Below are 14,798 nucleotides of genomic sequence, written 5' to 3'. Positions count from 1 at the left end.
GTTTCAACTGTTGGAGACGATGCGCGCAAGGGTGGTACGACCCATTTCGTACATCGCCGGGTTGGTGTCGATGTAGTACCAGATCGCACCCATGCACTGCTGGAACGCCCACGCCTTGCTGCGCTCCCATTCGAGGTCGTCGCAGCCCAGTTCCTCGCGGAACACCGCGCGGGACGGGTCGTCGAGCAGGTGCCACGCGGCGATGACGTCGAGGGCGGGGTCGGCCGGGGCGAAATCGCCGCTGTCGAGGACACCGGCCAGCCGGCCGCCCTCGACCAGGACGTTGTGCGGGGTCAGGTCGCCGTGGGTCATCACGTCACCCGGCTTGTCGGGGAGCTCGCGGAAGTGGCTCCAGAGCCGGCGGAGCGGGGGCACGTCGAGCAGGCCCTCGCTCTTCTCGAAGCAGAGCTCGACCCATTCGTCGTGGTCGGGCAGGTGGCCGCCCCGGTTCTCGCCCTGGAAGGTGCGGCCCTCGGTGTCGGCGGTCCGCAGCGCCTTGAGGAGACCCGCGAGGTCGCGGGCGAAGTCCGGGGATCCGCCGAAGCCGGCGGTGGCGACCTCTCCGGGGACCCAGGTCTGCACCGACCACGGCAGCGGGTAGCCGCCGCCCGGGTCGCCGAGGGCGACGGGGCGCGGAGCCGCGACCGGACAGTGCTCGGCGAACCGCTGCGAGGCCCGGGCCTCGCGCCGGAGGGTCTCCCGGCAGACCTCGGTGTCCAGCGGCTGGAGGGGGAAGCGGGCCGCCAGCTCGTGGCCGACGCGGAAGATCGCGTTCACCGTGCCGCTCGACGTCAGGCGGCGGACCTCCAGCGCCTTCCATTCGGGGAACTGGGTGGCGATGAGCTCACGGACGGCCTCGTCCTCGATGACGATCTCGTCGTCGTGCATGGTCATGCTCCGTGTGTCCGATCCTTGGTCAGTGGTACCGGCCTGCCTGTGGCCCTTGCGTCCGCGGTCGATGGGGGGCGGGCGCCCGTCGTGTCCACGTCGCAGGTCACCTCGATGACAGCCTCGTCGGAGAGGAACGGCAGGGTCCCGTTGTTGCGTACGCCGACGGCGTGCGGGCGCGCCCCGCTCCTCCAGGAGCTTGGACTTCTTGCTGCGCGTCGGGTCGGCGTACATCCGGAGGAGTTCCGACTCGATCGCGGCGACCTGCTCGCACCGGGTGTCGTGGCAGTAGAAGTAGCGCAGGTGGTACGAGGGCAGGGCGCGGGTTTCGATGCCGATCCAGGCGCCCGGCGCGGCGAGGCGCGCCGCCCGCTCGGCGATGTCCAGGACGACGGGGACCGTGCGCATGGCCTTGGCGAGACCGCCGAAGCCGGTGGTCTCCTGACCGACGCAGCCGCAGCTCATCGGGAGGGTCTCTTCGCCGATCCGGGCCTGCTGTCCGCCGGCGCGGAGCTGGAGGATGACCACGGAGGCGTCGCCGAGACCGGCGTCGAGGTCGCTGGTCCACGTGACGCGTCCGAGGCGTCGTAGTCAGCGAAGGCCGGGTCGACCAGGCACAGATCCGCCTGCGGGAAAAGGCGGGCGAATCCGTCGACGAGTTCCGGCGTGTACGTGGAACCGCCGCCCACACCTGCGATTTTCATTGCCGGCTCCTGCAGTCGTCACCTCGCGGATCGTCGCTCGAGGCACGAAACCAATTCAAACAGAATCAAGAAAAAACTCTGCCTGTCAAGGCAATTGGACGGCACCTGACCGCAATGCGGAATGACTACCTCAACTTCAGCCGCATGGGAGGTCGGGCCGGCCCGTTGACGGCAATCGACGCCAGCGGAGCGACGGGTCCGGCCTGCTCGAAGGAGGCCACCGACCAGGGGGGGCGAGTTCTACACGCCTCGTGCCGTGATCCAGCTGATGGTAGAGCTGGTACGTCCGGAACCGGGGCAGTCGGTCTACGGCCGTGACGGCGCCGGCCTCGGCCTCTTCGGGCAGGAACTGAACGTTGAGACGTGCTCCATCGCCAGGCTGAACCTATTGCAACACAACGTGACGGACGGCTCGGTGCTCTGTGGTGACACCCTGGCCGTATACGGAGAGGGAGATGAAGCACCCGGAACGGATGCGATACGGCTGGACTCCCGCCCAGGCGAAGAAGGCTGATCTGATGAACGTCCAGCACGTGCTCGCCGTGCTGCGTCCGGACGGGATCGGAGCCGTCGTGACCCCGCACGGTGTGCTGTTCCGGGGAGGCTCGGAAGCCGAGATCCGCCGGGGCATCCTTGAAGACGACCGGCTCGTAGCAGTGATTGGTATCGGGCCGAACGTATTCCACGGCACAGCCATCCCGGCCTGCATCCTCGTGCTGCGTGGCAATGGCGGAGCGCCGGTGGGGGAACGCGGCACCGTGCTGTTCGTCAATGCCGAGCGCGAAGTGGTCACCGGCCGGACGCTGAACCGCCTGGAGCCGGAGAACATCGAGAAGATCGTGAGTGCCTTCCGGGAGAGGGCTGACATCGACGGCTTCTCCCGGGTGGTCACGCTGGAGGAGATCGCGGAGAACGATTTCAGCCTCAACATCCCGCGCTACGTCGACGCCGGTCCGCCGGAAGGGCCGTTGCTGGACGTCCGCGCGGCGCTGTTCGGCGGTGTCCCCAGACACGAGGTGGAGGCGGAGGAGCCGAGGTTCCATTCCTTCGGCATCGACCTCGCGGACCTCTTCCAGCCAAGGAACTTGGACTATTTCAGCTTCCCGGCCGAAGGCTGCGAAGCCACGGCCGCCCGCATCCCGGACCTCGCGGCCACCCAGGAGCGCAGGTTCGTCGACCAGTGCTGCCGGTGGTGGGAGGGCGCGGGAGCGCAGATCGCCGAACTCGCGGACGCGAAACAGCTGTTCATGTCACGCTCCCGCCTCATGGCTTCCTTCCGTGAGGAACTCCTGCCATTGGAGCTCCTGGACCCGTACCAGTTGACTGGAGTCTTCGCGGCATGGTGGTCGGACCGGCAGGACGACGTCAGAAGCCTGGAACACCGCGGCTTCCCCGGAGTGATCGAGCGATGGGCGGCGACAGACGGCGAGCTCTCCCGGCACAGCGGCCCGGCGCGCGAACGAGTACTCAAAGTCCTCGGTGACGATCTCTGCTCCCGGTACGAGACCTCGTTCGCAGACCTGGAGCAGCAGAGTCAGGCAGCGACAGAACGGCTCCGATCCCGCCTCCGGGGGCTCGGCTACCGCTGACAGCCCATGCAGGTGCCGGGCCCATCGAGGTCGCCGGAGCGGACCGTGCCCGCACCGGCCGTGACCGCTCCCGACAGTCGGGGCTCACAGGAGTTCCACCACGCCCCTGGAGCCTTCCCGCCCCGGGCCCGAGCCGGCCGAACCAGCCCTCTGTCACTAGGCGTTCCGGCGCCGCAGGCCCAGGCTGACCGGGACGCCTCCCACTGACGGTCCGGTAGATTCAGCGATACGGCTGATCTTCAAGGGAGCGGCAGCATGCCGCGCGTGCGACACGGGGGCAGTGGGTGCGGAGCGGACACGCGCAGGACCGTCGACAGAAGGCCCTGCTGGAGTGCTGGCGCGCGATCGAGCTGTTCAGCCCGCCGACCATCCCGGCGCTGCCCCGCCGACGCCCCGCCGCACGCTCCGGGCCGAGGGACGAGTACGTAACCGACCTGACGCCGGAGCCGGGCCGGCCACCGCTCCTGCCGTGGGCTTCAGACCATCCGGAGACGGGGGCACGGCGGGCACCGTACGGTCGCATGTGGCGGCACGAGGTCTACTGCGGGGTCTTCGACCTGGAACTGCTCCGCCAGGCAATGATCGCCGTACTGCCCGCGGGGACCGATCCCGACCCCGGCGTGCCGCAGACTGAGCTGGTGCTGTCGGGCCAGAGTGCGATGTTCGCGCTGGTCCTGGACGACGAGGGCCGACCGCTCGAAGACACGTCCGTGATTTCCGCGTGCGCCTGGGCTACCGGCCGCCTCTTCGATCCGGGGCCGTCCACACCGGGGTGGCTGGACGGATTTGAGGAACTCGACGAAGCATTCGGCGGGGCGATCGACGAGCTCACGGCCACCACGATCCCTTACGGTCCCACCACACCGGCTGCCGAAACAGCGTACGCGCGGTGGCCCGGCTCCGAGGGTACGGCGGGAGCGCCGGGCACGGCCGGCGGCGGCTGGCAGCGGCTGCTCGCCGAGATTCTGGGCGGCGCCGCCGTCGGCGCGGTCGGGGCCCTGTTCGGCGAGGTCGCCGGCGCCGCCCTCCAGGGCGCGGCGGAACCCCTGGTGCGCCGCGCCGCGGACTGGGCCGCAGCCCGCCGCCCCGCCGAGGAGCAGGTGCGGTCCGGGCGGCCGGACGGCACCCGGGGCGTCCCCGAGGGGTCGTCGGCCGACGGTCCTGACGTGCCGACCGAGGCGGATCACGGGGCTGGCGCCGGTGCCCGTCCACTCGGCTTCGCCGATCTCGTCGCCCTGACCGCGCAGATCGCCGACCTGTGCGGAGTACAGGACCACCTGCGCCCGCAGGTGGTCCGGGTGCGCAGCAGGCTGGTCCAACGGCCGCGGGACCCGCAGGCGAAGGTCGCCGCCGCCGCGCCGTTCTTGAACAGTCTGCTCCCCCCTGATCTGGCCCGGGTGTCCGCTGCCGTCGGGAAGGGGTTCGGCCCGGCGCTGGAGGCGTACCTGACCGAGCTCGACGCCGTCGCCGTGGGGGCGCGGACGGATGTGCGCCGGGAGCGCGGGGTCGTCCTGGAAGGGGTGGCTCCGGAGCTGGTTCCGGCCGGCCGCTGGCCCGCACCGGCGCGGTTCCCGCTCGCGCTGAGCCAGCAGTTCGCGGTCGACCGGATGCTCGCCGACCGGGCGGGAACCACGGGTGGGATGTTCTCCGTGAACGGCCCGCCGGGCACGGGCAAGACCACGATGCTGCGGGACCTGGTCGCCGCACTGGTCGTCGAGCGGGCAGCGGTGCTGGCCACGTTCGACCGGCCCGAGAAGGCGTTCACCGGTCCGGCCTGGCACGGCAGGGACCGCCAGGGTACCTACCCCCGCACCGTGTCGCGGCTCGACCCGCGGCTGACCGGGTTCGAGATCGTGGTCACCTCCTCCAACAACGGCGCCGTGGAGAACATCACCGCCGAACTGCCCGGCATGGGCGCGCTCGGCGAGCACTGGCACGGCGGCCCCGACCACTTCTCCGACCTCGCCTCCGCGCTCCTCGGCGGGCCGGCCTGGGGTCTGGTCGCGGCGGTGCTCGGCAACAAGACCAACCGCAAGGAGTTCGCACAGCGGTTCTGGTGGGGCCGGCTGCCCGAGAAGGAGACCCGGGCCCGCTCCGCTGCGGGACTGCCGCCGCTGCGCGGCATGCAGGACGTCCTGCGCGACTGGCTCCCGCCGAAGCCCCCGCCCGGAGGCCGGCCTCGCGTCACCCCGGCGGACCAGGCTGCGGCGGGGCCCGCCCAGCCCGTGCCGTCGTGGACCGAGGCCGTCGCCGCGTTCCGTACCGCCCAGGCCGAGGTAGAGCGGCTGCGCGCCGAACGCGCCCGGCTGGCCGGGGCCCTGGCGGCCGTCGAGTCCCCGTCGGCCGGGCAGCGGATCGCGGACCGGGAAGCCGCCGTGTCCCGGGCCGACCAGCAGGTCGCCGCCGCCACGGCGGTCCTGGACCGGGCCGCCGCCGCCACCGCCGCCTGCCGGGCCGTCACCGCGGCGGCCGAGGCCGGACACCGCGCGGCCTCCGCGCACGTACCGCGGGCCCGCCAGGAGCTGGCCACCGCCCGCGCGGACCTGTCGGCCGCCCGTGAACTGGCCGCGCACCACCGCGAGTACGTGGCCGCGCTCACCGCCCGCCACGACGCGCCCCCGGCCGTCGAGCGCGGCCTGCGCGGCGGGCTGCGCCGCCTGCTGCAGAGCTCTGCCGACCGGCAGGCCGCCGAAAGGCAGCAGGAGCACACCCAGGCCGAGATCGCGCAACTGCTCATCCAGCAGCGCGCCGCGCTCGACGACTCCCTGGAACAGGTCGCCGCAGCCGTACGTGCCGAGTCCCTGGCCGCCGACCGGCACACACGGTCCGCCGCCTCCGTCGACGAGGCCGCCGCCGGCCTCACCGCCGCCCTCGACCACGAACGGGCCGCGAGCGCGCGGGAGTCCGCGGCAGCCACCTCCCTCCGCCGCGCCCGGCAGGTCGCCGACTCCTCCCGCAGCGACCTGCGGGCCGCGGTGGCCGAACTCGACGGCAGCCACCGCGAACTGCGGGAGGCGGCCCGGACGCTGAGTTCCCTGCCGCTCGGCTGGTCGCACCTCGCCGAAGCCGACCAGGAACTCGGCTCGCCCTGGTCCGACGAGGCATGGTCCACCGCGCGCAGCGACCTGTTCCTGCGCGCCCTCGACCTGCACCGCGCCTTCGTCGCCGGCGCCGCGAAGAAGGTCCGCGGCAACCTCCAGGTCCTCATGGAGCTGATGACCGGTACCAACGGGCCCGTACCCGACGAGGAGGTCGAGCACGCGTGGCAGACCCTCTTCCTCCTGGTGCCCGTCGTCTCCACCACCTTCTCCTCCATCGGCAGCATGTTCGCCCGCCTCGGCCGGGAGTCGATCGGCTGGGTGCTCGTCGACGAGGCCGGGCAGGCCACCCCACAGGCCGCCGCCGGGGCGCTGTGGCGGGCCCGCCGTGCCGTTCTGGTCGGCGATCCGCTCCAGCTCGAACCCGTCGTCACCATGCCCACGGCCCTCCAACGCCGGCTGCTGAACGCCTACGGCGTCGACGAGCACTGGCTGCCCTCGGCCACCTCCGCCCAGGCCGTCGCCGACCGGACCAACCGCTACGGCACCTACCTGCCGGCCCCGGACACCGACGACGAGCACGTCTGGGTGGGCTCGCCGCTGCGCGTGCACCGCCGCTGCGAAGAGCCGATGTTCACGGTCAGCAACGAGGTCGCGTACGGCGGCCTCATGGTCTACGGCACGGCACCCAAGGCGTTCCCCGATGCGGAACGGGACGGCCTGCTCCCCAGCCGCTGGCTCAACACCGACGACCCGGCCCGCCCACCCGAGGCCCCGTGGGGCGAACGCGACCGCCGGGCCTTCGAGTTCGTCCTCGACCACTTGCACCGGCACGGCGTCGACATCGAGCGCGTGCGCGTCATCGCCCCCTTCCGGGCCCTCGTGGCCGAATGCCAGAAGATCTGCCGCGGCCGTGAAGGCTGGACGTCCGCACTGATCGAGGAGCGCTGCGCCACCGTCCACCGGGCCCAGGGCAAGGAAGCCGATGTCGTCGTCCTCGTGCTCGGCGGCGGCCGGCCCGGCGCCCGCGCGTGGGCGGCCGGCACCCCGCACCTGCTCAACGTCGCCGCGAGCCGCGCCAAGCGCCGCCTCTACGTCATCGGCGAGCGCGGCCTGTGGGCCCCGCTCCCCCACTTCGACGTCCTCGCCCGCGAGCTCACCGATTTCCACCACCGCCGCGACCACGCCACCTGGCCGCCGGACGGCGAGTAACCACCGGCGAAACGGCAGAGCAGAGGGCTACACGGGCGTCACGATACGACGCCGCAAGCCCGACTCAAGGCGCAAGCCAGAATCGACCCCTTGGCCCGTGCACGACGGATTCCACTCATCCTCAGAGCGGAAGTCGGCCGACTCGCGCCTGAGCAGCCAGGTCGCGCGTGATTCCCAGAACCCCGGCGAGGGTGCGGGTGAACGCCTGCGCCTGGGGGTCGTAGATCAACGTGGTCTGGGCAGGGCCGTTGTCGGCGGGGGCTGCTATGCCTGGGTGGTCTGTTTGTGCGGGAGGGGAGGGGCTCGTGCCGTACACGGCTGTGCATGCCGTCTTGGGGCGGCTGTATGCGGGGCTGCCGGATCTGGGGTGCGGGATCGTCTGGGAGGACGTCCACCGGGTACGGCCCCGAGCACCACTGTCCTGTCCGGACTGTCAGGGCGCGATGAGTGCGGTGCTGCGGGGCGGGACCCGGTTCTTCGCGCATCACGGAAAGCGGCCGGACGACTGCCCGCTGGAGAACGAGAGCTTCGAGCATCACATGACGAAGCTGGCGCTGCTCGGGGCGATCCGCGATGCGGGCTGGCACGCCGAGCTGGAAGTGAGTGCGCCGGACAAGTCCTGGCGGGCCGACGTGATGGCCACCTCCCCGGACGGCAGCCGGCGGATGGCGTGGGAGGCGCAGTTGTCGCCGATCACCGTTCCCGACATCCAGGCCCGCACAGACCGGTACGCGGAGGCGGGGATCCGAGTGTGCTGGGTGTCGCCGCACGAGAAGTCCCCGAAGTGGATCGACGAGGTGCCCGCAGTGCGGGCTCAGCCTCCGGAGGCCGGCGGGGCGTGGGCGGTGGATGACGGTATTGCCGCGTTCGACTGGAGTTTCGGTGCGTGGGGTGTGCGGACGACGCCGCTGCCGGTGTTCGTTCGGTGGGCGCTGGAGGGTCAGGTCGAGCCCGTGGTAAGTCTGCGCCGGTATCACCGGGTGAAGCGGCGGGTGGGTGGGCGGCTGTGGGTGCTGCGACGTGGGATGTGGTGGACGTCGGCAAAGTCGGCCCGCTTACAGGCCGAGCACGACGTGATGCGCCAGCGCCAGGAGGAGAGGAAGCGGGTCGCGGAAGAGGCGCGGCTGGCGGCGGAAGCGGAGGCCGAGCAGGTCCGCTTGGAGGAAGCCGCCCGGGAGGAGGCGCGCCGCCTGGAGAAGCTGGAGGAGAGTAACCGCAGGGCGCGGGAGTTGTCGGAAGCACGGCACGCCCGGTGGCTGGAAGAACGGGCGGAGCAGGTGGCTCGGCGAAACCGGAAGCTGGCCGAGGCAGAGGAGCGGCGGCTGCGCGAGGAAGCCGAGGAAGCGGAGCGCGTCTTGCGCGCGGAGGAGGCCAGCAGGGCGTGGTGGTCGTTGCTCTCCGGCGCTCAGGTGCGGGAGTTGTTCGAGGCGGTCGCTGCCTGGGCCCGGCAGGAGCACAAGGTGCAGCTACGGATCCCGGATGGGCTCTACCCAGAACCGCGCTACGGCCACGGCGCTCCCCTGTTCAGGCTGGATGGGTACCTGTACGGGGTGGCCCGGCCCTGCCCCGGCCTGCTCGTGCCGTCAAACGGGGTCGGCCAGCTGACGGTGTTCGTCCGGAACAAGACCGAGGCCAAGCTGCTGGCTGGCGTGAAGTGCAAGGAGCTCGTGGTCTTCGATTTGCCGGAGCACGAGCAGCTCCTCTTCGGATAGTCCGACCGCCCCGCGGCCGACAAGGCGCCAACGGCGCGCCAAGCGCGGCCTGGACTGTGAGCATTGCCAACTGCACAGGTCCCGTTACAGGTAAGCACCAATCGAGCCGTCTGCCCTGCCTGCTCTCCACCGGAGCGGTGCGGGCTGAACAACAGTAAGTCCGTCCAGATCATCTATCGCCTCAACGGCTTCATCGACGGGCCGTCACTTACGGCGTACTCACCCATCTCCTGTTCGCCGCGTGCGCACCTTGGGTGCCGTGTTTAAGCTTGGAACCGGTGCTGTGCCTGGTGATCATTTGGGCACAGACTCGACGAAACAGAGCAGGCCGGTGACATCCGCGCACCGGTATGCCGCAGTGCGCGGTATGTGAGCTCCCTTCCGCGCCAGGACTGACGAGGTCATCCTGGTGACATGGCGACCCTCCCGAAGGCTCCCTGCCCCTCTTGCGCCGTCCCGCACGCCCTGCTACCTACGAAACGAATCGGGTACGGGTCGGTCAAGGACCACAAGATCGAGCCCCGGGCACTGGTGCTGTGTCCGGGCAGCATGGTCCACGTCGCTTACGCCGAGGCGCGAGCGTGGCAGCTCGAGTTCGAGCGCGCCCAGCAAGACGCAGCAGCGTCGACCGCGGTGGAAGAAGGACTCTTCTAGGGATGACGATTGGGCAGCCGCCCCTATTCAACTCATCACGGCAACAACGAGGAGCACGCGAGGATGACCCACCCACAGCGTCCCGTCGGTCATCGCCCACCTCCCCACCCCGACGATGGGAGTGTCGTGAGTAGCGGACAGGCGTCGCTGAATGGCAGCGCCGCCCCTGCGCCTTGGGTGGCAGGTGCGGTTGTGGCTCACGAGGGCCGCGTCTTGCTCGTCCGGCGACGGGTTGCCGAGGGCCAACTCTCATGGCAGTTCCCGGCGGGCAAGGTCGAGCCGGGCGAGTCCTTCGAGGTAGCCGCCGTCCGCGAGACGAAGGAGGAGGCCGGTGTGGACGTGGTCCCCGTGGCCCCGCTGGGCGAGCGGGTACATCCGATCACCGGACGACGGGTCTCGTACACGGCCTGCGAGCTGGCCGGGGGGACGGCGCATGTCGCGGACGTCGACGAGATTGCCGAGGTCGCGTGGGTGACCCTGTCAGAGATCCCGCGATACATCCCGTACGGACTCTTCGAACCGGTCCAGCGGCACCTGGACGTCGTCCTTCAACCTTGACATAGCCATCAGGACAAGAGCCGCTGCTGCTTGGCCCAAGCCTGCACGTCCGAAACCTTAAATTGGATCTTCGCGTTGCGGCCAGCGCCGAACTTGTAGGGGGTGAGCCCCAGGCGTGGCGCTTCCCGGTAGACCCACTGGACGGACATGTTCAGGTAGGTCGCTGTCGACTTGACGTCCATGAATTGCGGCGTCACATGGCACTCCAGGGCTTGCGTGAGGGATCAGAGCCCCGCGCCCTGACGTCCAGCAGCCTCGCAGCGGCCCTCGGGTTTGGTGAGGCCGTGCGTCTCCGGTACATGGTCCTGAGCGAGTAGATGCACCGTGTCCCGCGCCCGGCGGGAATACCTGGCGGACCTCGCCGATTGTCGCTTCGGATGATCCGAGGACTTGCAGGGGGGCGGGCGTGAGTGATCTGAAGGCGTTCCGGATACGGGACGGGCGGGCGGTGGAGATGGCGGGGTCCTCCGTCGCGTTGGAGCGAGAGCTCCAGTCGCTGATCGAGGCCAACATGGAGGCCATGCTCGGCATCCGCTTCCTGGCGAGCGAGTACCCGACCGGACGCCATCGCGGGCGGATCGACTCCCTTGGGCTGGACGAGACCGGGACGCCCGTGATCATCGAGTACAAGAGAACCCGGGACAAGGAGGTCATCACCCAGGCGCTCTCCTACCTGGCGTGGCTCGAGGACAGTCACGCGGACTTCGAAAGCCTGGTGCGTGACCAGCTCGGGGCGGCCGCCGTGGAGACGGTCGACTGGACCAATCCGCGGCTGGTCTGCGTGGCCGGCGACTTCACCTCGCACAGCGCCGTCGCGCTGGAGGTCATCGGGCGCCGGATCGACCTCATGGCCTACCGGATGTTCGAGGACGTCGTGACGCTGCAGTTGGTGGCTTCGGTGGGCGGCCAGGCTGCGCCGGTCCGTCGGCGGGTGTCCGCTGTCTCGGAGTCGGCGGGGACGACGGTCCCGAAGTCGGTGCAGCAGTACCTCGACGAAGCTCCGCAGGACCTGCAGGACCTGTTCGCGGATCTGGACGCCGTGCTGCTGGCGTACGGGGACGTCCGCCGGGAGGCCCAGGTTCACTACTTCGCGTACCGCAGGATCAAGAACGTCGCGACCGTGCGCGTCCAGCCGCGCAATCGGGTCCTGGTACTGAACTTGAAGGTGGATCCGCGGACGGTCCAGCTGGTCGAGGGGTTCTCCCGGGACGTGAGCGGTCTGGGGCGCCTCGGGACCGGAGACCTAGAGGTGCGGATCAGGTCGCACGAGGATCTGGAGCGGGCCGGTGAGCTGATCCGGCAGAGCATCGACGCTGGCTGATCGCCACCAGGGCAGAGGGCGGCTGCCGTCCGGTTTTTGCCGGACGGCAGCCGCCCTTCTGTCGTTTCACCCTGCGGGCCCAGGCGCGGCCGTCTCACTTGCCGGGCCCGGCCAGGGCGAAGTCGTCCTGGAGGCTCGTCTCACGGAGACGCTCCTCGGCGATGCCAGCGTAGTGGTCGGAGAGCTCGACGCCGATGAAGTTCCGGCCCTCCAATAGAGCGGCCACCCCGGTAGAGCCGCTGCCGGTGAAGGGGTCGACGACCGTGCCGCCGGGCGGGCAGACCTGGACGAGCTGGCGCATGACCTCGACGGGCTTCTGCGTGATGTGGACCCGGTCCTTGCGGGGCTGGGAGGCGACGTAGTGGCCCGGCAGGTAGAGGTCGCGGGTGTTGTCGAGGGAGCCCTTGACGCCCCAGAGGATGAACTCCGAGTCCTGCTTCGGTCCGCCCTTGCGCGGGCGCGAGGCCGGTTTGATCCACGGGATGGTGCCGGACCAGGTCCAGCCAGCCATCTGAAGGGCGTCCGAAGTGGTCGGCTCCTGCCTCCAGTCGGTGAAGACCATGACGACGGCGTGCTCGCGGCTCACCCGGTACGACTCGGTGAGCAGTTCCGTCAGCCACGCACGGTACGAGCGCTGGTCGCGGTTCTCTCCGGGGAAGTTCTGGAGATCGTGCTTGGCGTCGCCGCTCGTGTACTTCGCCCTCGCGGTGCGGGACGTGCGGTCGGCGCTAGTCCGGCCGCCGGAGTTGTACGGCGGGTCGGTGATCACTGCGTCCACGCTCCCGTCCGGGAGGGACTTCAGCACGGTGAGCGCATCACCTCGGTGCAGGGTGTGTGCCATGAGCTCGCTCTCTTCCAAGTGGGGCATGCCCGCGCCGTCGTAGACCTCGGTGCAGAGGAGCGCGGGCCGGTCAGTCCTCGCGGAAAGGCGAAGGCCATCTCCATTCGAGCAATGCGCTGGAGATTAACGCTCCGATTCGGCTCCACCAACAACGCCGATGGAGGTCCAGGCCGTTTGGTGTGGCCGGAGATCGTCCCTACAGTCCAGCCCAGTTCACAGAGGGAGCTCACCCGCTACGCGCTGAATCGTGTGGCTTTGTGGTCCGTTCGGCGATTCCGCTGCAGGCGCCCTCGTACTCCGATTACTGGGCGAGAGGTCGTCTTTCCATGTGGCTTCTGAGATTACGAGGGCGGCTGACTGCCGCACCGGCGATCCCGTAGGCCCAGCTCCTCGCGGGCCTCTGCGGATTGCCATCCATTCACCTCATGGCTGATTCATTTCCGGCGCGGTGCCGGCGGCCCTTTTCGACGAGAACGCCGGCACCGCGCTGCCCACAAGTAAGGAGCTGTCGATGCGGCATGCCCTGGCACGTCCCGACCCCGAAGCCAGGCACCTGGTTCACCTCGCCAGGCGTGGTCGCCAGTGCTGAAGGTGGCTGCGATAGCCGGTTCGGTGGCCGTCGCTCCGCTTCTCCTCGTGGCTCCACTCGCGGTGGCCCTGGCCGGCGCGCACGGCGCCCAGGCTTCGTGTTCCACGGGCACCAAGGCCGTAGACGCTGCCGCGGTCAGCAAACAGGTGGAGTCGATCCTGGGCGGGCGCGGGGGCGGGGGCGGCTCCGTGTCCGTCGAAGGCCTCGACGACCCCAAGGAGCAGATCCCCAACGCCAAGACCATCCAGGCCACCGGCGTCGCGATGAAGGTTCCGGTTCACGGCCAGATCGTCGCTCTCGCGACCGCCCTCCAGGAGTCGGGCCTCAAGAACTTGAACTACGGCGACCGGGACTCGCTCGGTCTCTTCCAACAGCGCCCGAGCCAGGGTTGGGGCACGGCCGAGCAGGTGCGTGACCCCGTCCATGCATCGACCAAGTTCTACGAGGGCCTGCTCCAGGTGTCGGGGTGGGAGTCGATGACCGTCACCCAAGCCGCCCAGGCGGTCCAGCTCAGCGGATTCCCCGATGCCTACGCGAAATGGGAACCCCTGGCGACGGCCCTGCAGAAGGCCATCGCACCGACGTTGTCCAAGGAGCCTGCCTCAGATACCGGATCCGGCGGAGTCGTCCGAACTGCCGGGTGCGGCTCGGGAGGCGAAGGGACACAGTTCGGGCCGATTCCCGCAGGCGCATTGCCCGACGGATACAAGATCCCGACTGATGCGCTGCCGGCCGTGCAGACGGCAATCCGCTGGGGGCTCGGGCAGCTCGGCACCCCGTACCAATGGGGCGGCGAGTGCACGGACCCGCGGGGTCCAGACCCCATGGGCCGCTGCGACTGCTCCTCCTTGATGCAGATGGCATACAGGGCCGCAGGGGTCAGCCTGACCCGCACCACGTACACCCAGGTAAACGAAGGCGCCGCGGCCAGCGCGGATGCCCTTCGCCCCGGAGATCTCCTGTTCACCCGTGGCACGGCCGCAGTGCCGGAGCACGTCGGCATGTTCATCGGCTCCGGTCTCGTGCTGCACGCGCCGAGGACCGGCGACGTGGTGAAGATCTCGACCCTCGCCAGCTGGCGGCCGGACATCCTCGCCGCTCGCCGCGTCGCCTGACCGGACGCCGCGCCTTACCCCCTCTCCCTTCGCACCACCTTCGCGGGCTTCGCCATGCCCGCGTTCGAACTGGAGTTCCACATGAAGCTCACCGCGGCGATCCAGTACCTCGCCTTCGACCCCGGCGTCTCGCCCAAGGAAGGCGGCCTGCCCGGCCTCGACGTCCTCAAGAACGTCATCAGTTCCATCAACCTCTTCGGCATCATCGCCGTGGTCGGCGCCCTCGCCATCTCTGCGCTGGTGTGGGCCTGGGGCCACCACAGCGGCGGCCATCAGGCCGAGGCGAACGGCAAGAAGGGCACGGTCGTGGCGGCCGGTTGCGCCCTGCTGCTGGGCGCGGCGAACGGGATCGTGGCCTTCTTCTCCGCGATGGGAACTCAGGTCCACTGATGGAGGAAACGCCTTCTCCCTCCGGCAGCCACAGGGCAACGAGGCCCAAGTCCTCCGTGCTGCGGCGAGTGCTCATAGGCGCCGCAGCACTCGCGGTGCTCACGTCTGCAGCCGGCCTTCTCGCGTACCTCGCCCGGGACCGGAATCCCGCCGAGCCGGAGGCCGACTCAACGGGATCCGGCTCGGC

General features: G+C 70.0%; 10 protein-coding genes and 2 pseudogenes. 8 read left to right on the top strand and 4 right to left on the bottom strand.

All coding sequences use genetic code 11. The features are described from left to right. Window positions 1-3: 3 nt before the first annotated feature. Window positions 4-993, bottom strand: coding sequence for an aminoglycoside phosphotransferase family protein (locus tag ABT403_RS02875; protein WP_344158930.1), 990 nt, complete (start codon window positions 991-993; stop codon window positions 4-6). After that, a pseudogene (locus ABT403_RS02870) lies at window positions 963-1,592 on the bottom strand (family 4 glycosyl hydrolase); the annotation flags it as partial. The gene ABT403_RS02875 and the pseudogene ABT403_RS02870, both read right to left, overlap by 31 nt. A 238-nt stretch (window positions 1,593-1,830) precedes the next feature. Between ABT403_RS02870 and ABT403_RS02865 the strand changes: the two are divergent. From ABT403_RS02865 to ABT403_RS02845, 5 genes and pseudogenes are all read left to right on the top strand, one after another. Beyond that, window positions 1,831-2,106: pseudogene (locus tag ABT403_RS02865) on the top strand (hypothetical protein); the annotation flags it as partial. Then, entirely contained in the window at window positions 2,048-3,181 is a 1,134-nt protein-coding gene (locus ABT403_RS02860) for an N-6 DNA methylase (RefSeq protein WP_344157360.1), read from the top strand. The pseudogene ABT403_RS02865 and the gene ABT403_RS02860, both read left to right, overlap by 59 nt. Before the next feature lie 521 nt (window positions 3,182-3,702). Continuing rightward, on the top strand, window positions 3,703-7,431 hold the full coding sequence (locus ABT403_RS02855; protein WP_344157357.1) for a DEAD/DEAH box helicase: 3,729 nt from the start codon (window positions 3,703-3,705) through the stop codon (window positions 7,429-7,431). A 443-nt stretch (window positions 7,432-7,874) separates the two neighbouring features. Next, window positions 7,875-9,143: a competence protein CoiA family protein gene (locus tag ABT403_RS02850; protein ID WP_486388780.1), complete on the top strand. Its 1,269-nt coding sequence runs from the start codon at window positions 7,875-7,877 to the stop codon at window positions 9,141-9,143. Window positions 9,144-9,989: 846 nt separating this feature from the next. Next, entirely contained in the window at window positions 9,990-10,355 is a 366-nt protein-coding gene (locus ABT403_RS02845) for an NUDIX hydrolase (protein ID WP_344157351.1), read from the top strand. A gap of 8 nt (window positions 10,356-10,363) precedes the next feature. Here the strand turns inward: ABT403_RS02845 and ABT403_RS02840 are convergent, their stop codons facing one another. Beyond that, a complete protein-coding gene (locus tag ABT403_RS02840) occupies window positions 10,364-10,552 on the bottom strand; it encodes a helix-turn-helix transcriptional regulator (protein WP_344157348.1) in 189 nt (62 codons plus the stop codon). A 209-nt stretch (window positions 10,553-10,761) separates the two neighbouring features. On the opposite strand from ABT403_RS02840, the gene ABT403_RS02835 reads away from it, so the two are divergent. Further along, window positions 10,762-11,676, top strand: coding sequence for a DUF5655 domain-containing protein (locus ABT403_RS02835; protein ID WP_344157345.1), 915 nt, complete (start codon window positions 10,762-10,764; stop codon window positions 11,674-11,676). 94 nt (window positions 11,677-11,770) lie between these two features. On the opposite strand, the gene ABT403_RS02830 is transcribed toward ABT403_RS02835, so the two are convergent. Continuing rightward, on the bottom strand, window positions 11,771-12,517 hold the full coding sequence (locus ABT403_RS02830; RefSeq protein ID WP_344158928.1) for a DNA-methyltransferase: 747 nt from the start codon (window positions 12,515-12,517) through the stop codon (window positions 11,771-11,773). Window positions 12,518-13,099: 582 nt separating this feature from the next. On the opposite strand from ABT403_RS02830, the gene ABT403_RS02825 reads away from it, so the two are divergent. Together ABT403_RS02825 and ABT403_RS02820 are read left to right on the top strand one after the other, a co-directional pair. Further along, on the top strand, window positions 13,100-14,221 hold the full coding sequence (locus tag ABT403_RS02825; protein WP_425580167.1) for a C40 family peptidase: 1,122 nt from the start codon (window positions 13,100-13,102) through the stop codon (window positions 14,219-14,221). Between the two features lie 54 nt (window positions 14,222-14,275). Next, entirely contained in the window at window positions 14,276-14,611 is a 336-nt protein-coding gene (locus tag ABT403_RS02820) for a DUF6112 family protein (RefSeq protein ID WP_425580166.1), read from the top strand. Window positions 14,612-14,798 lie beyond the last annotated feature (187 nt).

Source organism: Streptomyces sp. NPDC000075, from assembly GCF_040301925.1.
Classification (GTDB): Bacteria; Actinomycetota; Actinomycetes; order Streptomycetales; family Streptomycetaceae; genus Streptomyces; species Streptomyces polychromogenes.
This window is presented reverse-complemented; position numbering and strand designations above follow the sequence as displayed.

Excerpts from the sequence above, each read along its gene's own strand:
- ABT403_RS02860 (WP_344157360.1), top strand. The coding sequence starts at position 2,048 with ATGAAGCACCCGGAACGGATGCGATACGGCTGGACTCCCGCCCAGGCG.
- ABT403_RS02855 (WP_344157357.1), top strand. The coding sequence starts at position 3,703 with ATGTGGCGGCACGAGGTCTACTGCGGGGTCTTCGACCTGGAACTGCTC.
- ABT403_RS02850 (WP_486388780.1), top strand. The coding sequence starts at position 7,875 with ATGAGTGCGGTGCTGCGGGGCGGGACCCGGTTCTTCGCGCATCACGGA.
- ABT403_RS02830 (WP_344158928.1), bottom strand. The coding sequence starts at position 12,517 with ATGGCACACACCCTGCACCGAGGTGATGCGCTCACCGTGCTGAAGTCC.
- ABT403_RS02820 (WP_425580166.1), top strand. The coding sequence starts at position 14,276 with ATGCCCGCGTTCGAACTGGAGTTCCACATGAAGCTCACCGCGGCGATC.